We start from the raw sequence: 21,552 nt of genomic DNA, 5'->3' as shown, positions 1-21,552 counted from the left end.
TTTACAAGTCGATTATGACCCAGGACGATCTCGCCTTCGACAAGCAGCATATCTGGCACCCTTATACCTCCACGACCCGCCCCCTTCCCGTCTATCCGGTGGCCTCTGCCCACGGCTGCGAGCTGCATCTCGCCAGCGGCGAGCGGCTTGTTGACGGGATGTCCTCCTGGTGGGCAGCGATCCATGGCTACAACCACCCGCGACTGAACGCGGCGATGAAAGCGCAGATTGACCAGATGTCACACGTGATGTTTGGCGGGATCACGCATCAGCCCGCGGTGGATTTATGCCGTCGCCTGGTAGCGATGACGCCTGAATCGCTGGAGTGCGTTTTCCTGGCCGACTCCGGCTCGGTGGCCGTGGAAGTGGCGATGAAAATGGCGTTGCAGTACTGGCATGCGAAGGGCGAAACGCGCCAGCGGTTCCTTACCTTCCGCAACGGCTATCACGGCGACACTTTCGGCGCGATGTCGGTATGTGATCCGGACAACTCCATGCACAGCCTGTGGAAAGGCTATCTGCCGGAAAACCTGTTTGCGCCAGCCCCGCAGAGCCGCTTCGACGGCGAATGGGACGAGATGGACATGGTGGGCTTCGCGCGGCTGATGGCGGCCCATCGCCACGAGATTGCCGCCGTTATTCTCGAACCGATTGTGCAGGGCGCGGGCGGAATGCGGATGTACCATCCCGAGTGGCTGAAGCGCATTCGGAAGATGTGCGACCGCGAAGGGATCCTGTTGATTGCCGATGAGATCGCCACCGGCTTTGGCCGCACCGGGAAATTGTTCGCCTGCGAGCATGCGGGGATCGCGCCGGATATTCTGTGCCTGGGGAAAGCGCTCACCGGCGGCACCATGACGCTCTCCGCCACGCTTACCACCCGCCAGGTTGCCGATACCATCAGCGACGGCGACGCGGGCTGCTTTATGCACGGCCCGACGTTTATGGGCAACCCGCTGGCCTGCGCCGTGGCAAGCGAAAGCCTCGCCATTCTGGAAAGCGGCGCATGGCAGACGCAGGTGGCGGCGATTGAGGCGCAGCTGAAGCAGCAGTTAAGCGCGGCGGCGGAGGCGGAATACGTCGCGGACGTCCGCGTACTGGGCGCCATCGGGGTAATCGAGACAACGCATCCGGTGAACATGGCCGCGTTGCAGCGCTTCTTCGTTGACCAGGGCGTGTGGGTGCGACCTTTCGGTAAGCTGATTTACCTCATGCCGCCGTACAGCATTTCTGCGGATCAGCTCCGCAAGCTGACCGGGGCAGTGGTTAAAGCCGTTAACATTTCAGCGCATTTCACGATTTAACCCCATGCGTTACACTTTCTGAATGAGTGAGTAACGAGGGAAATCGGATGAAAATCATCAGTAAAGATTTGCGCGACGGCGAAAAGCTGCCGGAACGTCACGTGTTTAACGGGATGGGTTATCAGGGGGATAATATCTCTCCCCATCTGGCGTGGGACGATGTGCCAGCGGGAACCAAAAGTTTTGTCGTGACCTGCTACGATCCGGATGCGCCAACCGGGTCGGGCTGGTGGCACTGGATCGTGGCAAACCTGCCCGCCGACACGCGCGTGCTGCCGCAGGGCTCCGGTTCCGATCTGGTTGCTCTGCCTGACGGTGCGATTCAGACGCGCACTGACTTTGGCAAAGCGGGCTACGGCGGCGCGGCGCCGCCAAAAGGGGAAACGCACCGCTATATCTTCACCGTGCACGCGCTGGATGTGGACAAGATTGAGGTCGACGAAGGGGCGAGCGGCGCGATGGTAGGCTTTAACGTGCATTTCCATTCGCTGGGTAGCGCGTCGATTACGGCGATGTATTCGTAATCGTGCGGGCTGATGCCCTCACCCCGGCCCTCTCCCACAGGGAGAGGGAGAAAACCTAACAATTCCCTCTCCCTGTGGGAGAGGGTTAGGGTGAGGGTAAAAATCACAGCACCGAAGGTAACAGCCCCACCAGCCGTCCTTCCTCCAGAAGTTGCATAGCCTTATCAATATCCGGCGCAAAGAAGCGGTCGTCATCGTAGTGCGTAACGTGCTCGCGCAGTGCCTGGCGCGCCTGCTCCAGCAGCGGGCTGGATTTTAGCCCTTCGCGCAAATCAATACCCTGACACGCCGCCAGCCACTCCACCGCCAGCACGCCGCGGGTGTTAGAGGCCATCTCCCAGAGGCGACGCCCGGCAGCCGGGGCCATCGAAACGTGATCTTCCTGGTTGGCTGAGGTTGGCAGGCTGTCCACGCTGTGCGGATGCGACAGGGCTTTGTTCTCGCTTGCCAGTGCCGCGGCGGTGACCTGGGCGATCATAAAGCCCGAGTTTACGCCGCCGTTACGCACCAGGAACGGTGGCAACTGGGACATGTGCTTATCCATCATCAGCGCGATTCGACGCTCAGACAACGCCCCGATTTCGGCAATCGCCAGGGCGATATTATCTGCGGCCATCGCCACCGGCTCGGCGTGGAAGTTACCGCCAGAAACCACCTCGTTTTCCTGAGCAAATACCAGTGGGTTATCGGACACCGCATTGGCCTCCACCAGCAGCACTTCTGCCGCCTGGCGCAGCTGCGTCAGGCAGGCGCCCATCACCTGCGGCTGGCAGCGCAGGGAATACGGATCCTGCACCTTCTCACAGTTGTGATGCGAATCGGCAATGTCGCTGGTATCGGTAAGTACGTGGCGGTACATGGCAGCGGCATCAATCTGCCCGCGCTGGCCGCGCACCTCGTGGATGCGGGCATCGAACGGACGACGCGAGCCGAGCACCGCCTCAGTGGTCAGTGCACCGCACACCACCGCCGAGGCGAACAGATCTTCCGCTTCAAACAGACCGCGCAGCGCGAAAGCGGTCGACGCCTGCGTGCCGTTGAGCAGCGCCAGCCCCTCTTTTGCCGCGAGGGTGATCGGCGTTAAGCCAGCTTTTTTCAGCGCCTCTTTCGCAGGCAGCCACTCCCCTTGCCAGCGCGCCTGGCCTTCACCCAGCAGGAGCAGCGACATATGCGCCAGCGGCGCCAGATCGCCGGAGGCGCCGACGGAGCCCTTCGCCGGGATCCACGGATAAACTTCCGCATTGACCAGCGCCATCAGCGCCTGGATCACGCTCAGACGAATGCCGGAAAACCCACGCGCCAGGCTGTTGATTTTCAACACCATCATCAGGCGGACGATCTCATCGTCCAGCGGCTGGCCAACCCCCGCCGCGTGCGACAGCACCAGCGAACGCTGTAAATTCTCCAGATCGTGCGTGGCGATGCGGGTCTGCGCCAGCAGGCCAAACCCGGTATTGATGCCGTAGGCGGTGCGCCCCTCCGCCACAATCGCCTCCACGCAGGCCACGCTGTCGTTAATGGCACGGTGGGCGCTTTCATCAAGGGAGAGTGTCACCGGATGACGCCAGACGTGACGCAGCTGTTTGAGCGTCAGCGAGCCGGGAGTAAGTGTTAACGCGTTCATGCAGGCTTTCCTTGTGTGGCGGGGATCATCGGCAGGTTCAGGCCCTGCTCTTTGGCACAATCAATGGCAATCTCGTAACCCGCATCCGCGTGACGCATCACGCCGGTTGCCGGGTCGTTGTGCAGCACGCGAGCGATACGCGCGGCCGCTTCATCAGTTCCGTCACAGACGATGACCATCCCGGAGTGCTGGGAGAAGCCCATCCCGACGCCGCCGCCGTGGTGCAGCGATACCCAGGTCGCGCCGCTGGCGGTGTTCAGCAGGGCATTCAGCAGCGGCCAGTCGGAGACCGCATCCGAGCCGTCGCGCATGGCTTCGGTTTCACGGTTCGGACTGGCGACAGAGCCGGAGTCCAGGTGGTCGCGGCCAATGACGATCGGCGCGGAGACTTCGCCGCTGCGCACCATTTCGTTAAAGGCGAGGCCGAGTTTTTGCCGCCACTCCAGCCCGACCCAGCAGATACGCGCCGGCAGGCCCTGGAAGTTAATGCGTTCGCGCGCCATATCCAGCCAGCGATGCAGGTGTTCGTCGTCGGCGACAATCTCTTTCACTCTGGCGTCAGTTTTGTAGATATCCTCCGGGTCGCCGGACAGGGCAACCCAGCGGAACGGCCCGATGCCGCGGCAGAACAGCGGACGAATATAGGCGGGCACGAAGCCGGGGAAGTCAAAGGCGTTATTCACCCCCATCTCTTTCGCCATCTGGCGGATGTTATTCCCGTAATCAAAGGTCGGAATACCCATCTTACTGAAGGCCAGCATCGCGGAGACGTGTTCCGCCATGGCGCGTTTAGCCGCCAGTACCGTGCCCTCAGGATCGGTTTCCGCTTTTTGCTGGTAGTCTTCCCACGTCCAGCCTTTTGGCAGGTAGCCGTGAAGCGGATCGTGAGCGCTGGTCTGGTCGGTGACCAGATCCGGACGCACGCCGCGCGCCACCAGTTCCGGCAGAATATCCGCCGCGTTGCCGCACAGGGCAACCGACACGGCTTTGCCTTCAGCGGTGTACTTTTTGATGCGCGCCAGCGCGTCATCGAGGTTGTCGGCCTGCTCATCGACATAGCGGGTACGCAGACGGAAATCGATGCGGCTCTGCTGGCACTCAATGTTCAGGGAGCACGCGCCCGCCAGCGTCGCGGCCAGCGGCTGCGCGCCGCCCATGCCGCCCAGTCCGGCGGTGAGCACCCAGCGGCCTTTCAGTGATCCGTTATAGTGCTGACGGCCCGCTTCCACGAAGGTTTCATACGTGCCCTGCACAATCCCCTGGCTGCCGATGTAGATCCAGCTACCCGCGGTCATCTGGCCGTACATGGCCAGCCCTTTTGCGTCCAGCTCGTTGAAGTGTTCCCACGTCGCCCAGTGCGGCACCAGGTTGGAGTTGGCAATCAGCACGCGGGGCGCATTTTTATGGGTTTTGAATACGCCAACCGGTTTGCCGGATTGCACCAGCAGCGTTTCGTCGTTTTCGAGATTCGTCAAAGACTCAACAATCGCGTCATAGCACGCCCAGTTGCGCGCGGCGCGGCCAATGCCGCCGTAGACCACCAGCTCGTGGGGATTTTCTGCTACCTCAGGATCAAGGTTGTTCATCAACATGCGCAGCGGTGCTTCGGTGAGCCAGCTTTTTGCGGTGAGCGTGGTGCCGCGCGCGGCGCGGACATCCTGCTTGCGGTATTTATCTGACGACATTGTGTGTTCCTCATAAGGGACAGGTGATGCATTTAGATATACTTGTATAGACAAGCACACACAAGGTCGGATTTAACAAAAAAGATACAATTTTGCTATATTGCGTTAGCGATCACGCTTATAAAACTTATGACATAAAGTGGCCCTGCAACCGGTAGCGATTCCCCGGGAATAGCAGCTTCGCATGCGACACAATTTGCGAGGACGACCAGGTACGACGGCGGATCAGCAGACAGGGATCGTGCTCTTTAATACGCAACAGCTCGCACTCCTGCGGCGTGGCGCGCACGGCTTCCACGATATGCTCCCCTTCCGTCAGCGGGGCGACGAGCGAGAGATACGCATGCGGTGTGGTTTGGGTGTAATCCTGGCTCAGGTAATCCGGTATCCGCTCCGCGTTGACGCAGCGATCTTCAATCTGGACCGGAATGTCGTTCTCATAATGCACCATCACCGAATGGAAAATCCGGGTGCCCTCGGTAACGTTCAGCTCGATGGCCTGTTCGGCGCTGGCCTGCGTCTCTTCAAGCACCAGCACCTCGCAGTGGTGCTGATGGTTGCGGGCGGCAATTTCATCGGCAATGCTGCGGATTTCAAACAGCGCCGACTGTCCTTTTGGCTCGGCGACAAAGGTTCCGACACCCTGCAAACGCACCAGCAACCCTTCATCGGTCAGTTCACGCAGTGCGCGGTTGATGGTCATTCGGCTAAAGCCAAACTGCGCCACCAGCTCGGCCTCGGACGGAATGCGGTCGTGCGGGCGCCAGACGCCGGCGGCGATTTTTTCGCTGATCGCCTGCTTCACCTTTTCGTAAAAAGGCGCGGGAGGGCTCGGCTGCGGCAGGGGCGAGCGTGAAAACATCATGACTCCTTGAATGTTGTTATGCCCACCAGTGAGCAATTTGCCAGGCCAGTCGGGCGGCGAGCTTAGCGCCCTGACCGTCCCGATCGTAGTGCGGATTAAATTCCACCAGATCCGCCGCCTGTAGTTTACCGCTTCGGCAGATACGCTCAATCACCGGGAACAGATCCAGCGCCGGGATCCCCAACGCCGCAGGGGCGGACACGGCGGGCATTTCTGCGGCAGGCAACACATCAAGGTCAACGGTGAGATAAACCCGGTCTGCCTGCGCAAGCACGCTATCCAGCGCGGATAGCGCATCCCGGCGAAAATCGAGATCTTCAACCAGCGTCACGTTCAACCGCTCAGCTTCCTCCCACAGCGCCTGAGTATTCGCCGCACGGCTTACCCCCAGGCAGGCGTAGTGAAACACCCGCGACTGAGACGCGCAGTAGTGCGCCAGCTGGCGGAACGGCGTGCCGGACGTTGCCCGTTCGGCCTTGCGTAAATCGAGGTGCGCATCCAGGTTGATCACCGCAAGGCGATCGTTCGGAAAGGCGTCCAGCACGCCGCGCCCGTGCGCCCAGGCGGTTTCATGTCCACCGCCGAAAACCAGAGTACGCATCCCGGATTGCTGGCACGCGGTTATGGCCTCGCTCAGCGCCTGCTGTGCCGCCTCCAGCGCGCGGCCTTCAACATAAATAGCGCCCATATCCACGAGGCGCGCATGACCCTGATGGCTCGCCATATTCGCCAGCGCGCCACGCAACACATCGGGCGCCTGTGCAGCACCGGGCCTGCCCTGGTTACGCTTAACCCCTTCATCACATTCAAAGCCCAGCAGGGCGATGCCTGACGGCGCGGGAGAAAAGTGTTCGCGCTGCTGTATGGTCTGGAAGAGACGTTTCGCGGTGCTGGACTCGGCGCTGTCGTCACGACCCTGCCAGACCTGCGGAGAAACGGGATGCCACAGTTTCATGCTACCTGCCCCCGAAACACGCGTTGATACATAGGATTCCGCCCCGGCTCGTAAACCATCTCAACCGGATGATTCGCCTCCCAGACGACGAAATCAGCCACATAACCTGGCTTTAACTGCCCGTGCGTCGCACCACGTCCTAGCGCCTGCGCCGCATGCCGCGTCACGCCAGCCCAGGCCTCTTCCGGCGTGAGGCCAAACTGGACGCAGGCCATGTTCATTGCCAGATGCAGGCTGGCAAACGGGCTGGTGCCCGGATTGTAGTCGGTAGCCACCGCCATCGGCACGCCCTGCTCTCTCAGCTGCGCCACCGGTGGACGCTGGCGCTCCTGAAGAAAATAGAACGCGCCGGGGAGCAATACCGCCACCGTGCCGCTTTGCGCCATCGCCTGAATACCTGCATCATCGAGATACTCAATATGATCGGCCGACAGCCCTTTATACTGGCTGACCAGCGCCGCGCCGCCGAGATTCGACAGTTGTTCTACATGCCCTTTTACCGGGATCCCGAGCGCGGCGGCGGCCCGGAACAGGCGCTCGGTTTGCGCCGGGGTAAAGCCGACGTTTTCACAAAACACGTCCACCGCTTCAAATAACTCTTTTTGCCACAGCGTGGGCATGATCTGCTCACAGACCAGCGCCAGATAGGCATCCGGATCCTGTCGGTACTCGGCAGGAACGGCGTGCGCGGCCAGCAGCGTCGGGCTGATATCGACCAGATTATTCAGGCTGAGCTGGCGGGCAACCAGCAGCATTTTCTCTTCGGCTTCGGCATTCAGTCCGTATCCCGATTTGATTTCAACGGTCGTTACGCCTTCATTCATCAGCCGCTGGAGTCGCTGCTGCGCCACCGTCAGGAGCGTTTCCGGCGAACTGTTGCGGGTGGCCGTGACCGTGGCGTTAATTCCGCCGCCCTGCGCGCTAATGGTCTGATATGACACGCCGTTAAGCCGTTGCTCCCATTCCGCTGCGCGATCGCCGCCGAACACCAGATGGGTGTGGCAATCGATCAGGCCGGGGGTAACCAGACGCCCGTCGAGATCGACACACTGACGATGCCCGGAGGGGATCTCGGATTCAGGAATAATGGCCAGAATCGTCTGGCCGCGCACAACGAGGGCATGTTGTTCTCTCAGGCCGTAGGGCTCCGCCTCACCTGTCGCCAGGGTTGCCAGTCGCGCATTTCGCCATATCACATCATCGGGATGAAGCTGCTGCATGTGCCTTCCACTTGTCATGGGTTGTATAGACATTTATTTTCATCTGCCGCCTGCTGTCAACCGCATTGGGGGAAAATGTTATTTATTTGTGATGACTTTCCCGTCGCCTGCGGGCAAAAATGCAACTTTTCCGGTTTTTATCTTCCCGTTTCGCTCAACTTAGTATAAAAAAGCAGGCTATTTCGTCTATCCAGATAAGACTTGCATACCCAGGAGCATTACCTTGAATATTTCCAGGATTTCCCGTCTGGCGTTGGCACTCGCCTTTGGCGTGACTTTATCCGCTTGCAGTTCAACACCACCGGATCAGCAACCTTCTGAGCAGGTTGCTCCGGGCACCGCTTCCCGTCCGATCCTGTCAGCGGCTGAAGCGAAGAACTTCACCCGTGCGCACTATTTCTCGGCGATGGATCCCAATGCAGCCCCGTGGACGCCTTCTTCTATTAACCTGCCGAAACAGCCAGACTTCGTTGTAGGCCCGGCCGGGGCAGAGGGCGTTACACACACCTCTATTCAGGCAGCCGTTGATGCCGCAATTACCAAACACAGCGCATCTCGTCAGTACATTGCCATCCTGCCGGGTGAATACGAAGGAACCGTTTATGTTCCGGCGGCACCGGGAAGCATTACGCTTTACGGCTTGGGCGAAAAAGCGGTCGACGTAAAAATTGGCCTGGCGATTGATTCAGAGATCGACAGCACCACCTGGCGCCATCTGGTGAACCCGGCCGGTAAATACATGCCAGGTAAACCGGCGTGGTATATGTTTGATAACTGCCAGCGCAAGCGTACCGCCACCATTGGCGTGATGTGTTCGGCGGTATTCTGGTCACAGAACAATGGCCTGCAATTGCAGAACCTGACCATTCAGAACACCCTGGGCGACAGCGTTGACGCGGGTAATCACCAGGCCGTGGCGCTGCGCAGCGATGGCGACAAGGTACAGATTAACAACGTCAATATCCTGGGCCGCCAGAACACCTTCTTCGTGACCAACAGCGGCGTGCAGAATACCCTTCAGAACAACCGTCTGACGCGTACTCTGGTCACCAACAGCTACATTGAAGGCGACGTGGATATGGTCTCTGGCCGCGGCGCGGTGGTATTTGATAACACCGACTTCCGCGTGGTGAATTCACGTACGCAGCAGGAAGGTTACGTCTTTGCCCCGGCCACGCAGTCTAACCTGTTCTATGGCTTCCTGGCCTTGAATAGCCGCTTTACTGCTGCTGGCGATGGCGTGGCGCAGCTTGGTCGCTCTCTGGACGTGGACTCCGCCACTAACGGCCAGGTCGTGATCCGCGACAGCGTGATTAACGAAGGCTTTAACATGGCAAAACCGTGGGCGGATGCGGCGATCTCGAAACGTCCTTTCTCCGGCAACACCGGCACGGTGGATGAGAAAGACAACGTGCAGCGTAACCTGAATGACGCTAACTTTAACCGCATGTGGGAATATAACAACCGCGGTCTGGGTAGCAAAGTGGTTGCTGAGCCGAAGCAGTAAAATGCCTGCTGCCGGGTGGCGGCTGCGCCTTACCCGGCCTACCTCATGCATTAACCGCGCATAAAAAAACCTCGCATTTGCGAGGTTTTTTTTCGTCTACGGATCAATGAGCGTTAATCACAACCCACATCGGCCCTTGTCCGACCGCATAGCGTCCTTTCTCTTCCAGTAGACCCTGCACGCCCTGGATTTCATAGAGCGCAATGTGGTGGGATTTCTGCCCCGCCGCAATCAGGTATTTGCCGCTGTGATCGACATTAAAGCCGCGCGGCTGGGTTTCTGTCGGCTGGAAGCCTTCAACTGCCAGAACGCTGCCGTCTTCAGAGACGCTGAAGATGGTGATCAGACTGGAGGTACGGTCACAGGCATACAGGTGACGGCCATCCGGCGTAATGTGAATGTCTGCCGCCCAGCGTGTGTCGGAGAAATCAGATGGCATCATGTCCAGCGTCTGTACGCACTCGATCTGCCCGTTAGGATCGTTCAGCTCCCACACGTCTACCGAGCTGTTCAGCTCGTTAACGACATAGGCATACTGCTGATTCGGGTGGAAGACCATGTGGCGCGGGCCTGCGCCTTCCACAGTGGTGACTTCCGCCGGGCTCTGCGCGACCAGATGGCCGTCATCGCTCAGGGTAAACAGGCAGATGCGGTCCTGCTTCAGCGCTGGCACCCACAGCGTGCGGTTATCCGGCGAAATGTTGGCTGAGTGGCAACCTTCGAGCCCTTCTACCACGTCGACGGTTTCAACGGGAATACCGTCTTCCAGGCGGGTGACGCTCACGCAGCCTGCATTGTAGGAGCCGCTGAAGATAAAGTTGCCTTTATGGTCAGTGGAAATATGGGTCGGGCTGCCCGGCAGCGGGGCTTCTGCGGTATAGGTCAGCGCGCCGTCATCAGGGGAGATGCGGTATGCCAGCACGCGGAATTCCGGGCGCACGCCGACATAAAGAAAACGTTTATCCGGGCTGACGACCATCGGCTGCACCTGGCCTGGCACATCAACAACCTGAACCAGCGTAAGCGAACCTTCTGTATTCAAACGCCAGACATGGATCTGCTGACTTTCAGGACTGGCGGTATAAACGGTTTGTTTCATGAATACTCCTGATTATTTTTAACGGTGAATGCTGAATTGTAGTCCGGGATTTTGCAGGGTTCCGCTCTCGGTGTACCATCCCGACAGACCTTAAATTCAACATTAACCCGGAAGAAAAAATGACCTCGCGAGTGATTGCCCTGGATTTAGACGGAACACTGCTTACCCCTCAGAAAACCCTGCTCCCCTCTTCTCTTGAGGCCCTCAAACGAGCCCAGGAAGCGGGGTATCAACTTCTTATCGTAACGGGTCGACATCACGTAGCCATTCATCCTTTTTATCAGGCACTGGGCTTAGATACACCTGCAATTTGTTGTAATGGCACCTATTTGTATGATTATCAGGCAAAAAAGGTTTTAGCCTCCGATCCGCTTCCCGTTACGCAGGCGCTGCAATTGATTGATTTACTGGATGAGCACGCCATTCACGGCCTGATGTATGTGGATAACGCCATGGTGTATGAACGCCCTACCGGCCATGTGATCCGCACCAGCAACTGGGCCCTGTCTCTGCCGGAAGCGCAGCGTCCGGTGTTCACTCAGGTTTCCTCCCTGCGCCAGGCGGCGGAAGACGTCGACGCAATCTGGAAATTTGCCCTGACCGATGAAGACACCGCCAAACTGAATACTTTCGCAAAACATGTCGAGCATACGCTGGGTCTGGAATGTGAATGGTCCTGGCACGATCAGGTGGATATCGCCCGCAAAGGCAACAGCAAAGGAAAGCGTCTGACCCAGTTCGTTGAATCGCAGGGCGGATCAATGCAGGACGTAATTGCCTTCGGCGATAACTATAACGACATCAGCATGCTGGAAGCGTCCGGAACGGGCGTGGCGATGGGTAATGCCGATGACGCGGTGAAAGCGCGCGCTGACGTGGTGATTGGCGATAACACCACCGACAGCATCGCGCAGTATATTTATACCCACCTGCTGTAATCAGGCGGTTATAGAAACGCTCTTGATTTGCGCGTAAAGCCACAGGCCAGGCTTGATGCCTAGCTCATCCCTGGCCCACGGGCTGATGCGCGCCCACAGCGTTCTGTTGCCTACTTCCAGCTGCACTTCCACCTGGCCGTTATCATCAAAACACTGCGCCACTTTTGCGCGCAAAATATTGCGGATACTGGTTTGCAGCGGCGGTTGCAGGACCAGGGAGACATCCGACGCCTGAATGCGGATCCGTAACGTGGACTGAATCGGCGTATCGATTTTATTCACCCACAAATGCTGATCGCCCAGCGCCAGCGCGGTCATCGCGTAGTGCGGATGGTGCTCCAGCACGCTCACCTTCAGAATGCTGCTCTGCTGCTCCTTTGGCAGCCATGGATGCATAACGCTGCTGCCCCACACCTCCTCCAGATTGCCGAATGCCTTCACCCTGCCCGCTTCCAGCACCAGCACTTTGTCGGCCAGATGTAAGATCTCATCCAGCGAATGGCTGACGTAGAGCATTGGCACATTGATTTCCCGCGCCAGACATTGCAGATACGGCAGCAGCTCGCGCTTGCGCGGAATATCCAGCGAGGCCAGCGGCTCATCCAGCAGCAACAGTTCCGGCGCGGTTAACAGGGCGCGGCCAATCGCCACGCGCTGTTTTTCACCACCCGACAGCGACGACGGCAGACGATCCAGCAGCGGTTCGATGCCCAGCAGCGCCACTAGCTTATCGAACTGTCCGGCCATGTTTTTTGCCATGCCGTAACGCAGGTTCCCGCGAACGCTGTAGTGCGGAAACAGGCGCGCATCCTGAAACACATAGCCGATACGGCGTTTGTCCGGTGACAGGCAGACCTTCTTCTCCGCGTCATTTAAGACGCGGTTATTTAGCACAATACGGCCAGACTGGGGACGCGTCAGGCCGCTAATCGCATTAATCAGCGACGTTTTCCCCGCCCCGGACACGCCAAAAATGGCGGTGATACCGCTGGCAGGCAGCGTTTCGTTCAGCGTCAGGGTGTGGCTGCCCAGGGTTTGCGTAAAGTTGAGTTCCAGCATCACGATTTCCCCATCCGTTCACGGCTGAGGCGCGCCAGCCACTCAGATACCAGCAGCGAGACCAGAGCGAGCACAATCGAAATAATACACAGCCGGGCCGCCGCACCTTCGCCGCCCGGGGTCTGAATCAGGGTATACATGGCCGACGGGATGGTCCGCGTCTCGCCGGGAATGTTCGACACAAAGGTGATGGTCGCGCCAAACTCACCCAACGAGCGGGCGAAGGCTAACACCGTACCGACAATAATGCCCGGTAACGTGAGCGGAAGCGTAATGGTCAGGAATACCCGCCAGCGGCCTGCGCCCAGCGTGCGGGCGGCCTGTTCTAACCGGATATCCACCCCTTCCAGCGCCAGGCGGATAGCGCGCACCATCAGCGGGAAGGACATTACTGCCGCGGCCAGAACCGCGCCGCGCCAGCTGAAAGCAAAGGTCAGTCCGAACCAGTCGTACAGCCATTCGCCGATAAAACCGCGTCGCCCCATGGAGATCAGCAGCAGATATCCGACCACCACAGGCGGTAAGACAAGCGGAAGATGGAGAACACTGTCGAGCAGGGCTTTGCCTGGAAACTTCACGCGAACCAGTAACCAGGCAAAGAACACCCCAAAGGGCAAACTCAGCGCAACCGCCAGGGAAGAGACTTTCAGGCTCAGCAGCACGGCCTGCCATTCAGGTTCGGTCAATATCATTCGTGAGTCGTAAATCCGTAACGTTTAAAGATCGCGGACGCTTCCGGCCCCTTCAGGTAGTCAACAAAGGCCGTCACGGTCGCATTTTTATGTCCATCAACTATCGCAACAGGATATTCTACTTTCTTATGCGAGTCTTCCGGGAAGGTGCCCACCACCTTCACACCTTTACTGGCGACGGCATCGGAGCCGTAAACGATCCCGAGTGGCGCTTCGTTACGCTCCACCAGCGCCAGCGCGCCACGCACATCTTCTGCGGGAGCCAGCTTCGGCGATAAGGTCTCCCATGCACCCAGTTTTTGTAGCGCTTCTTTCGCATAAATCCCGGCAGGAACATGCTCCGGATCGCCTACCGCCAGACGGCCACCGTTGAGCAGACGGGTCCAGTCCGTCTGTTTGTTGATGGCGATGTCGTCCTGCTTGCTGTTTGTGGGCGCGACCACCACCAGGCTATTTCCCAGCAGCGTTTCGCGGGTAGCCGTATCAACAGATTTTTTCTCCACCGCGTAATCCATCCATTTCTGATCGGCAGAGATGAACAGATCCGCGGGTGCCCCCGCTTCAATCTGGCGGGCCAGCGTGGACGAGGAGGCAAACGACGAGACCACCTCGACGTTTTTCTCTTTTTTGTATACCGCAGCAATATCCTGCATCGCGTTAGTCAGCGACGCCGCCGCAAAGACCGTGATTTTTCCTTCATCCGCCAGTGCGTGGGCGGTGAGTGAGAGAGTCAGCGTTGCCCCTGCGAAAAGGCGTACCCATGAACGTGCCATTTGAAGCTCCTGTGCGTGTCGTTATATACAAATAAATATAACGACATATCGCAGGCGTTCCTAGCGCTAAATCGTACCCATTAATGCGTAAACTCAAGGAACGTTGTAAAAGATATCGGCGGGAAAGGAATAAACTTGAGAGCAAAACGCCCGGGCTGGCCGGGCGTTTTGGAGGAAATCATTGCTGCTTTTTAGGCTGGTCACGACGATGACCAATGTTCGAAAAGACGTTGAACACTTCACCCAGGCCGTAGATGGCACCGAGGATGATAGCCATCACTACTGGCACCATGATTACCGCGAATACCAGACTTTTCAACAACTCTAACATGGTTTTCTCCAGATCTTGTGAACGGCTTATTCTACCCTGAAAAGTAAGAAAAACATCCCCTTTTGTGCGGTGCGCTTTCCGCCCCCGGGCATTTGGGTCACAATAGCCTTTTTACCGGGACACTGTTATGCAGGCCGAAATTCTCCTCACCCTACGACTTCAGCAGAAGCTTTTCGCCGATCCGCGACGCATCGCCCTGTTAAAACAAATAGAACAAACTGGCTCGATTAGCCAGGGAGCCAAAAACGCCGGCATCAGCTATAAAAGCGCCTGGGATGCGATTAACGACATGAACACCCTGAGCGAACATACGCTGGTTGAGCGCGCCACCGGCGGGAAAGGCGGCGGCGGCGCCGTGTTGACGCGTTATGGGCAACGTCTGATCCAGCTCTACGATTTACTGGCGCAGATCCAGCAAAAAGCATTTGATGTGCTGAGCGATGACGACAACCTGCCGCTGGATAGCCTGCTGGGCGCCATCTCCCGTTTCTCTTTGCAGACCAGCGCCCGCAACCAGTGGTTTGGTACGGTGACGGGGCGCGATCATTCGCAGGTGCAGGAGCATATAGAGATCCTGCTCGCGGACGGTACGACGCGCCTGAAAGCCGCCATCACCGCGCAAAGTGGTCAACGCCTTGGGCTGAACGAAGGTCAGGAGGTGCTGGTATTACTCAAAGCGCCCTGGATCAGCATCGCACTCAACCCTGAGCAGGCCGCAGAGGCCGACAACCAGCTACGCGGGCGTATCAGCCACATCGAGCGCGGCGCAGAACAGTGTGAAGTGCTGATGACCCTGCCGGATGGACAGTTGCTCTGCGCCACCGTTCCGGTGAACGACGCGACCGAATTAGACGAAGGTGCTGTGGTGACCGCATATTTCAATGCAGACAGGGTAATTATCGCCACATTGTGCTAAGCGCATTGACAACCCTGCTTACACTGAGTATCCCTGACATCTGTTGCTGCAAAAAATGGGATAACACATGTCATCATTGCATATTTCGCAAGGCACGTTTCGTCTTAGTGATACCCGTACCTTATCGCTGCCAGAGTTAACCCTTCGCGCCGGAGAAAGCTGGGCGTTTGTGGGCACGAATGGCAGCGGAAAATCCGCGCTGGCCCGCGCTCTGGCAGGCGAATTAACCCAACTGAAGGGTGAACGTCGGTGCACCTTTACCCGGCTGACGCGCCTTTCCTTCGAACAGCTGCAAAAGCTGGTCAGCGATGAGTGGCAGCGTAACAATACCGATTTGCTCAGCCCCGGCGAAGAAGATACCGGCCGCACGACGGCGGAAATTATCCAGGATGAGATAAAAGATCCTGCCCGCTGTCAGCAGCTGGCGGAGCAATTTGGCATTACCGCCCTGCTTAATCGCCGCTTTAAATACCTTTCAACCGGTGAAACGCGCAAAACGCTGCTGTGTCAGGCGCTGATGAGCGAGCCGGAACTCCTGATCCTGGATGAACCGTTTGACGGACTGGATGTGCAATCCCGCGCGCAACTGGCAGCGTTGCTGGCGTCGCTTAACCAGCAGGGATACACGCTTGTGCTGGTTCTTAACCGCTTTGATGAGATCCCGGATTTCGTACATTATGCGGGCGTGCTGGCGGACTGTAGCCTGACCGAAACCGGCGAGAAAGCCGTACTGCTTCGGCAGGCGCTGATTGCGCAGCTGGCGCACAGCGAGAAACTGGACGGTATTGCCCTGCCGGAGCCGGATGCGCCTTCAGCACGCCACGGGCTGGACCCTGACCAGCCGCGCATTGTGCTGCGCGATGGGGTGGTTGCTTACGACGATCGCCCTATTCTTAATCACCTCAGCTGGACGGTTAATCCTGGTGAGCACTGGCAGATCGTCGGCCCCAACGGGGCGGGTAAATCCACGCTGCTGAGCCTGATCACCGGGGATCACCCGCAGGGATACAGCAACGATCTCACCCTGTTCGGCCGTCGCCGCGGCAGCGGGGAAACCATCTGGGATATCAAAAAGCACATCGGCTATGTCAGCAGCAGCCTGCACCTGGACTACCGGGTGAGCACCACGGTGCGAAACGTGATCCTCTCTGGCTTCTTCGACTCCATTGGTATTTATCAGGCGGTATCCGACAAGCAGCACAAGCTGGCGCAGCAGTGGCTGGATATTCTGGGTATGGATAACCGGGTCGCCGATGCGCCATTCCACAGCCTGTCGTGGGGGCAGCAGCGGCTGGCATTGATCGTCCGCGCGCTGGTCAAGCACCCTACGCTGCTGATTCTTGACGAACCGTTGCAGGGGCTGGATCCGCTCAACCGTCAGCTGATCCGCCGCTTTGTGGATGTCCTGATTAGCGAAGGTGAAACCCAGCTGCTGTTTGTGTCCCACCATGCTGAAGATGCCCCGTCCTGCATCACCCATCGGCTGGAATTTGTCCCTGACGGCGAGCAATACCGCTACCTGCTGAGCAAAATCGATTAACACATGGAGGGCGCTGCCCTCCGCTTTTCAGACAACCTGCAACAATACATCTCTATCTCTTTGATCTACAATGCACTCAGTCTGTGAAAAAGCGCGTGTGAAAACCAGTGTAAACGATACCACTATTTTATCCCATGTCACACTTTTCGCGTCTCTGATATGCTATGGTTAATTCATACCATAAGCCTAATGGAGCGAAATATGCGAGTTCTGGTAACAGGTGGTAGCGGTTACATAGGAAGTCATACCTGTGTGCAACTGCTGCAAAGCGGCCACGATGTCGTCATTCTTGATAACCTGTGCAACAGTAAGCGCAGCGTGCTGCCGGTCATTGAACGCCTTTCGGGTAAACAGCCGACTTTCGTGGAAGGCGACATCCGCAATGAAGCATTGATGACTGAAATCCTTCACGATCACGCGATTGAAACCGTTATCCACTTCGCGGGCCTGAAAGCGGTTGGCGAATCGGTGGCAAAACCGCTTGAGTACTATGACAACAACGTTAACGGTACCCTGCGTCTGATCTCCGCCATGCGAGCGGCCAACGTTAAAAATTTTATCTTCAGCTCCTCCGCGACCGTCTACGGCGATCAGCCAAAAATCCCTTACGTTGAAAGCTTCCCGACCGGTACGCCGCAAAGCCCGTATGGCAAAAGCAAGCTGATGGTAGAGCAGATCCTGACCGACCTGCAAAAAGCCCAGCCTGAGTGGAGCATCGCCTTGCTGCGCTACTTCAACCCGGTCGGCGCACATCCGTCAGGTGATATGGGCGAAGATCCGCAGGGCATTCCTAATAACCTGATGCCGTATATCGCGCAGGTTGCCGTAGGGCGCCGCGATTCCCTGGCGATTTTTGGTAACGATTATCCCACCGAAGATGGCACCGGCGTGCGCGATTACATTCACGTCATGGATCTGGCCGACGGCCACGTGGCGGCGATGCAGCAGCTGGCTGATAAACCGGGCGTGCATATTTACAACCTCGGCGCCGGGATCGGCAGCAGCGTGCTGGACGTGGTGAATGCCTTCAGTAAAGCCTGCGGCAAGCCGGTGAAGTATCACTTCGCTCCCCGCCGGGATGGCGACCTCCCTGCTTACTGGGCCGATGCCACCAAAGCGGATAAAGAGCTTAACTGGCGTGTCACCCGCACGCTTGATGAAATGGCACAGGATACCTGGCACTGGCAGTCGCGCCATCCGCAAGGCTATCCAGATTAAGGATTTGTCATGACGCAATTCAATCCCGTCGATCACCCGCATCGTCGTTTTAACCCGCTCAGCGGGCAATGGATTTTAGTTTCACCGCATCGCGCCAAGCGCCCCTGGCAGGGGGCGCAAGAGACGCCGGCTAAACAGACGCTGCCGCAGCATGATCCGGACTGTTTCCTCTGCCCGGGCAATACGCGCGTGACGGGCGATAAAAACCCGGACTACCAAGGCACCTTCGTGTTTACTAACGACTTTGCCGCGCTGATGACCGATACGCCAGACGCGCCGGAAAGCCATGACCCGCTGATGCGCTGCGAAAGCGCCCGCGGCACCAGCCGCGTGATCTGCTTCTCGCCCGATCACAGTAAAACGCTGCCGGAGCTAAGCGTGGAGGCGCTGAAAGAGGTGGTCAGTACCTGGCAGGCGCAAACCGCAGAGCTGGGGCAGAGCTATCCCTGGGTGCAGGTGTTCGAAAACAAAGGCGCGGCGATGGGCTGCTCCAACCCGCATCCGCACGGTCAGATCTGGGCGAACAGCTTCCTGCCGAATGAAGCCGAGCGTGAGGACCGACTGCAAAAAGCGTATTTCACCCAGAACGGTTCGCCGATGCTGGTGGATTACACCCAGCGTGAGCTGGCGGATGGCAGCCGTACCGTGGTGGAAACCGAGCACTGGCTTGCGGTGGTCCCTTACTGGGCGGCGTGGCCGTTTGAGACGCTGCTGCTGCCTAAAGCCCATGTTCAGCGCATTACCGAACTCAGCGACGCCCAGCGTGACGACCTAGCGCTGGCGCTAAAAAAACTGACCAGCCGCTACGACAACCTCTTCCAGTGCTCCTTCCCCTACTCCATGGGCTGGCACGGCGCGCCGTTTAACGGCGAAGAGAATCAACACTGGCAGTTACATGCACACTTCTACCCGCCGCTGCTGCGTTCTGCGACGGTACGTAAATTCATGGTGGGCTATGAAATGCTGGCGGAAACCCAGCGCGACCTGACGGCGGAACAGGCGGCAGAACGTCTGCGTGCCGTTAGCGACGTCCATTACCGCGAATCAGGAGTCTAAAAAATGAGTCTGAAAGATAAAACACAATCCCTGTTTGCTGAAAAATTTGGCTACCCTGCCACCCATGTTATCCAGGCGCCAGGCCGCGTTAATCTGATCGGCGAGCACACCGACTATAACGACGGTTTTGTCCTGCCGTGTGCCATCGACTACCAGACGGTGATCAGCTGCGCGAAACGCGACGATCGTCATGTGCGAGTGATCGCCGCGGATTACGGCAACGAAATTGACGAATTTTCCCTCGATGCGCCGATCGTGACCCACGACAGCCAGCAGTGGTCGAACTATGTTCGCGGCGTGGTGAAGCACCTGCAAAAGCGTAACAAGAATTTCGGCGGGGCCGATCTGGTGATCAGCGGCAACGTGCCGCAGGGGGCGGGATTAAGTTCTTCCGCATCGCTGGAAGTGGCGGTCGGCACCGTGTTCCAGCAGCTTTATCATCTGCCGCTGGACGGGGCGCAGATCGCCCTCAACGGTCAGGAAGCGGAAAACCAGTTCGTGGGCTGCAACTGCGGCATTATGGATCAGCTGATTTCCGCGCTGGGCAAGAAAGAACACGCTTTGCTGATTGACTGCCGCTCCCTCGGGACCAAAGCGGTTCCACTGCCTAAAGGGGCGGCTGTGGTGATCATCAACAGCAACTTCAAACGCACCCTGGTGGGCAGCGAGTACAACACCCGTCGCGAACAGTGCGAAACCGGCGCGCGCTTCTTCCAGCAGCCAGCCCTGCGTGATGTCTCACTTGATGAATTTAACAAGGTTGCCCACGAGCTGGATCCGGTTGTCACGAAGCGCGTGCGCCATATACTGACGGAAAATGCCCGTACCGTAGAAGCCGCCTCCGCGCTGGCGAAAGGTGACCTGAAACGGATGGGCGAGCTGATGGCCGAATCGCATGCCTCCATGCGTGACGATTTCGAAATCACCGTGCCGCAAATCGACACCCTGGTTGAAATTGTGAAAGCCACGATTGGCGACAAAGGCGGCGTGCGTATGACCGGCGGCGGATTTGGCGGGTGCGTCGTCGCCCTGGTGCCGGAAGAGCTGGTCCCTGCCATTCAGGACGCGGTGGCTAAACAGTACGAAGCCAAAACGGGCATCAAAGAAACTTTCTATGTCTGCAAAGCATCACAAGGAGCCGGACAGTGCTAAACGAAACACCAACACTCGCACCGGATGGTCTGCCGTATCGCCTGTTAACCCTGCGCAACAGCGCCGGGATGGTGGTTACGCTGATGGACTGGGGCGCAACGTTACTTTCTGCCCGCGTACCGATGCCTGACGGCAGCGTGCGCGAAACCCTGCTTGGCTGCGCATCGCCGGAGCAGTATATCGAGCAGACCGCTTTTCTGGGCGCATCCATAGGCCGCTACGCTAACCGCATCGCCAGAAGCCAGTTTACGCTGGACGGCGTAACGTATTCCCTGCTTGCCAGCCAGGGCGAAAATCAGCTGCACGGCGGCCCGGAAGGGTTTGATAAACGTCGCTGGAAGATTGTGCAGCAAAATGACGGTGAGGTCTGGTTCTCTCTGGACTCCCTCGATGGAGACCAGGGCTTCCCGGGCAATCTCACCGCAACCGCGCGCTTCACCCTGACCGAAGATAATCGCATCGCCATTGAGTACCGCGCGACCGTCGATAAGCCGTGCCCGGTCAATCTGACTAACCACGCCTATTTCAACCTTGACGGTAATCAGACCGATGTCCGCAGCCACAAACTCCAGATCCTGGCGGATGAGTATCTGCCGGTCGATGAGATGGGTATCCCTTATCAGGGGCTGAAACCGGTAAGCGGAAATAGCTTTGATTTCCGTCAGCCGAAAACCATTGCTCAGGATTTCCTGAGTGATGACGATCAGCGCAAGGTGAAAGGCTACGACCACGCGTTCCTGTTGCAGGCAAAAGGCGATCTTTCTCAACCTGCCGCACAGATCTGGTCTGCTGATGAGAAGTTACAGATGACGGTCTACACCACCGCCCCCGCCCTACAGTTCTACTCCGGTAACTATCTGGAGGGTACCACGGCGCGTGAACATGACGCCTACGGCGCCTGGCAAGGACTGGCGCTGGAGAGCGAGTTCCTGCCGGACACGCCTAACCATCCTGAATGGCCGCAGCCGGACTGCGTGCTACGTCCGGGTGAAGAGTACGTAAGCGTCACCGAGTATCATTTCATTCCGCGCGCTTAATGTCCGGCGGCGCACGGGCCTACGAATATAGGCCTGATAAGCGAAGCACCATCCGGC

20 protein-coding genes are annotated in these 21,552 nt (G+C 58.1%); 10 read left to right on the top strand and 10 right to left on the bottom strand.

Annotated elements, in window-relative coordinates; translation table 11 throughout:
• Window positions 1-14 precede the first annotated feature (14 nt).
• Entirely contained in the window at window positions 15-1,304 is a 1,290-nt protein-coding gene (gene bioA / locus O1721_RS10870; protein WP_032647761.1) for an adenosylmethionine--8-amino-7-oxononanoate transaminase, read from the top strand.
• A gap of 47 nt (window positions 1,305-1,351) precedes the next feature.
• A complete protein-coding gene (locus O1721_RS10865; protein WP_003858531.1) occupies window positions 1,352-1,828 on the top strand; it encodes a kinase inhibitor in 477 nt (158 codons plus the stop codon).
• Window positions 1,829-1,931: 103 nt separating this feature from the next.
• Here the strand turns inward: O1721_RS10865 and hutH are convergent, their stop codons facing one another.
• The 5 genes from hutH to hutI form a co-directional block, all read right to left on the bottom strand.
• Window positions 1,932-3,452: a histidine ammonia-lyase gene (hutH, locus tag O1721_RS10860; protein WP_032647759.1), complete on the bottom strand. Its 1,521-nt coding sequence runs from the start codon at window positions 3,450-3,452 to the stop codon at window positions 1,932-1,934.
• A complete protein-coding gene (hutU, locus tag O1721_RS10855; protein ID WP_003858533.1) occupies window positions 3,449-5,137 on the bottom strand; it encodes a urocanate hydratase in 1,689 nt (562 codons plus the stop codon). The genes hutH and hutU overlap by 4 nt, the downstream gene beginning before the upstream one ends.
• Before the next feature lie 127 nt (window positions 5,138-5,264).
• On the bottom strand, window positions 5,265-5,999 hold the full coding sequence (locus O1721_RS10850) for a histidine utilization repressor (RefSeq protein WP_017384945.1): 735 nt from the start codon (window positions 5,997-5,999) through the stop codon (window positions 5,265-5,267).
• A gap of 19 nt (window positions 6,000-6,018) precedes the next feature.
• On the bottom strand, window positions 6,019-6,957 hold the full coding sequence (hutG, locus tag O1721_RS10845) for a formimidoylglutamase (protein WP_032647757.1): 939 nt from the start codon (window positions 6,955-6,957) through the stop codon (window positions 6,019-6,021).
• On the bottom strand, window positions 6,954-8,177 hold the full coding sequence (hutI, locus tag O1721_RS10840; RefSeq protein ID WP_015571093.1) for an imidazolonepropionase: 1,224 nt from the start codon (window positions 8,175-8,177) through the stop codon (window positions 6,954-6,956). Before hutI ends, hutG begins: the two co-directional genes overlap by 4 nt.
• Window positions 8,178-8,400: 223 nt before the next feature.
• Here hutI and O1721_RS10835 point away from each other — a divergent pair, with 223 nt between their 5' ends.
• Window positions 8,401-9,684: a putative acyl-CoA thioester hydrolase gene (locus tag O1721_RS10835; protein ID WP_032647755.1), complete on the top strand. Its 1,284-nt coding sequence runs from the start codon at window positions 8,401-8,403 to the stop codon at window positions 9,682-9,684.
• 103 nt (window positions 9,685-9,787) lie between these two features.
• Here the strand turns inward: O1721_RS10835 and pgl are convergent, their stop codons facing one another.
• On the bottom strand, window positions 9,788-10,783 hold the full coding sequence (gene pgl / locus O1721_RS10830) for a 6-phosphogluconolactonase (protein ID WP_015571095.1): 996 nt from the start codon (window positions 10,781-10,783) through the stop codon (window positions 9,788-9,790).
• A gap of 119 nt (window positions 10,784-10,902) precedes the next feature.
• Here pgl and O1721_RS10825 point away from each other — a divergent pair, with 119 nt between their 5' ends.
• On the top strand, window positions 10,903-11,721 hold the full coding sequence (locus O1721_RS10825; protein ID WP_017384949.1) for a pyridoxal phosphatase: 819 nt from the start codon (window positions 10,903-10,905) through the stop codon (window positions 11,719-11,721).
• Here the strand turns inward: O1721_RS10825 and modC are convergent, their stop codons facing one another.
• The 4 genes from modC to O1721_RS10805 form a co-directional block, all read right to left on the bottom strand.
• Window positions 11,722-12,780 carry a molybdenum ABC transporter ATP-binding protein ModC gene (modC, locus tag O1721_RS10820; protein WP_032647753.1) on the bottom strand — a complete coding sequence of 353 codons (1,059 nt, stop codon included), beginning with the start codon at window positions 12,778-12,780 and terminating at the stop codon, window positions 11,722-11,724.
• Window positions 12,780-13,472, bottom strand: a complete 693-nt coding sequence (gene modB / locus O1721_RS10815) for a molybdate ABC transporter permease subunit (RefSeq protein ID WP_003858545.1) — start codon at window positions 13,470-13,472, stop codon at window positions 12,780-12,782. Before modB ends, modC begins: the two co-directional genes overlap by 1 nt.
• Complete coding sequence (gene modA / locus O1721_RS10810) at window positions 13,469-14,245, bottom strand: molybdate ABC transporter substrate-binding protein (RefSeq protein WP_017384951.1); 777 nt, start codon at window positions 14,243-14,245, stop codon at window positions 13,469-13,471. Before modA ends, modB begins: the two co-directional genes overlap by 4 nt.
• Window positions 14,246-14,423: 178 nt before the next feature.
• The gene (locus tag O1721_RS10805; protein WP_003858549.1) at window positions 14,424-14,576 is read right to left on the bottom strand and encodes an AcrZ family multidrug efflux pump-associated protein; all 153 of its coding nucleotides are present in this window, start codon (window positions 14,574-14,576) and stop codon (window positions 14,424-14,426) included.
• Between the two features lie 127 nt (window positions 14,577-14,703).
• On the opposite strand from O1721_RS10805, the gene modE reads away from it, so the two are divergent.
• From modE to galM, 6 genes are all read left to right on the top strand, one after another.
• Window positions 14,704-15,492 (top strand): molybdenum-dependent transcriptional regulator, encoded by a 789-nt coding sequence (modE, locus tag O1721_RS10800; RefSeq protein WP_015571099.1) that lies wholly within the window; start codon window positions 14,704-14,706, stop codon window positions 15,490-15,492.
• A 67-nt stretch (window positions 15,493-15,559) separates the two neighbouring features.
• The gene (gene modF, locus O1721_RS10795; protein ID WP_032647751.1) at window positions 15,560-17,032 is read left to right on the top strand and encodes a molybdate ABC transporter ATP-binding protein ModF; all 1,473 of its coding nucleotides are present in this window, start codon (window positions 15,560-15,562) and stop codon (window positions 17,030-17,032) included.
• A gap of 201 nt (window positions 17,033-17,233) precedes the next feature.
• Entirely contained in the window at window positions 17,234-18,250 is a 1,017-nt protein-coding gene (galE, locus tag O1721_RS10790) for a UDP-glucose 4-epimerase GalE (RefSeq protein ID WP_003858554.1), read from the top strand.
• Window positions 18,251-18,259: 9 nt separating this feature from the next.
• A complete protein-coding gene (gene galT, locus O1721_RS10785; protein ID WP_017694127.1) occupies window positions 18,260-19,306 on the top strand; it encodes a galactose-1-phosphate uridylyltransferase in 1,047 nt (348 codons plus the stop codon).
• A 3-nt stretch (window positions 19,307-19,309) separates the two neighbouring features.
• A complete protein-coding gene (gene galK / locus O1721_RS10780) occupies window positions 19,310-20,458 on the top strand; it encodes a galactokinase (RefSeq protein WP_023324336.1) in 1,149 nt (382 codons plus the stop codon).
• On the top strand, window positions 20,452-21,495 hold the full coding sequence (gene galM, locus O1721_RS10775; RefSeq protein WP_032647749.1) for a galactose-1-epimerase: 1,044 nt from the start codon (window positions 20,452-20,454) through the stop codon (window positions 21,493-21,495). The genes galK and galM overlap by 7 nt, the downstream gene beginning before the upstream one ends.
• Window positions 21,496-21,552 lie beyond the last annotated feature (57 nt).

This window comes from Enterobacter cloacae complex sp. HYC033_NIDB, from assembly GCF_056673335.1.
Note: the sequence above shows the minus strand (reverse complement) of the source record. Positions and strands in the feature narration are given on the sequence as shown.

Coding starts and splice junctions, on each gene's coding strand:
- bioA (WP_032647761.1), top strand. CDS start 15: ATGACCCAGGACGATCTCGCCTTCGACAAGCAGCATATCTGGCACCCT.
- O1721_RS10865 (WP_003858531.1), top strand. CDS start 1,352: ATGAAAATCATCAGTAAAGATTTGCGCGACGGCGAAAAGCTGCCGGAA.
- hutH (WP_032647759.1), bottom strand. CDS start 3,452: ATGAACGCGTTAACACTTACTCCCGGCTCGCTGACGCTCAAACAGCTG.
- hutU (WP_003858533.1), bottom strand. CDS start 5,137: ATGTCGTCAGATAAATACCGCAAGCAGGATGTCCGCGCCGCGCGCGGC.
- O1721_RS10850 (WP_017384945.1), bottom strand. CDS start 5,999: ATGTTTTCACGCTCGCCCCTGCCGCAGCCGAGCCCTCCCGCGCCTTTT.
- hutG (WP_032647757.1), bottom strand. CDS start 6,957: ATGAAACTGTGGCATCCCGTTTCTCCGCAGGTCTGGCAGGGTCGTGAC.
- hutI (WP_015571093.1), bottom strand. CDS start 8,177: ATGCAGCAGCTTCATCCCGATGATGTGATATGGCGAAATGCGCGACTG.
- pgl (WP_015571095.1), bottom strand. CDS start 10,783: ATGAAACAAACCGTTTATACCGCCAGTCCTGAAAGTCAGCAGATCCAT.
- O1721_RS10825 (WP_017384949.1), top strand. CDS start 10,903: ATGACCTCGCGAGTGATTGCCCTGGATTTAGACGGAACACTGCTTACC.
- modC (WP_032647753.1), bottom strand. CDS start 12,780: ATGCTGGAACTCAACTTTACGCAAACCCTGGGCAGCCACACCCTGACG.
- modB (WP_003858545.1), bottom strand. CDS start 13,472: ATGATATTGACCGAACCTGAATGGCAGGCCGTGCTGCTGAGCCTGAAA.
- modA (WP_017384951.1), bottom strand. CDS start 14,245: ATGGCACGTTCATGGGTACGCCTTTTCGCAGGGGCAACGCTGACTCTC.
- O1721_RS10805 (WP_003858549.1), bottom strand. CDS start 14,576: ATGTTAGAGTTGTTGAAAAGTCTGGTATTCGCGGTAATCATGGTGCCA.
- modE (WP_015571099.1), top strand. CDS start 14,704: ATGCAGGCCGAAATTCTCCTCACCCTACGACTTCAGCAGAAGCTTTTC.
- modF (WP_032647751.1), top strand. CDS start 15,560: ATGTCATCATTGCATATTTCGCAAGGCACGTTTCGTCTTAGTGATACC.
- galE (WP_003858554.1), top strand. CDS start 17,234: ATGCGAGTTCTGGTAACAGGTGGTAGCGGTTACATAGGAAGTCATACC.
- galT (WP_017694127.1), top strand. CDS start 18,260: ATGACGCAATTCAATCCCGTCGATCACCCGCATCGTCGTTTTAACCCG.
- galK (WP_023324336.1), top strand. CDS start 19,310: ATGAGTCTGAAAGATAAAACACAATCCCTGTTTGCTGAAAAATTTGGC.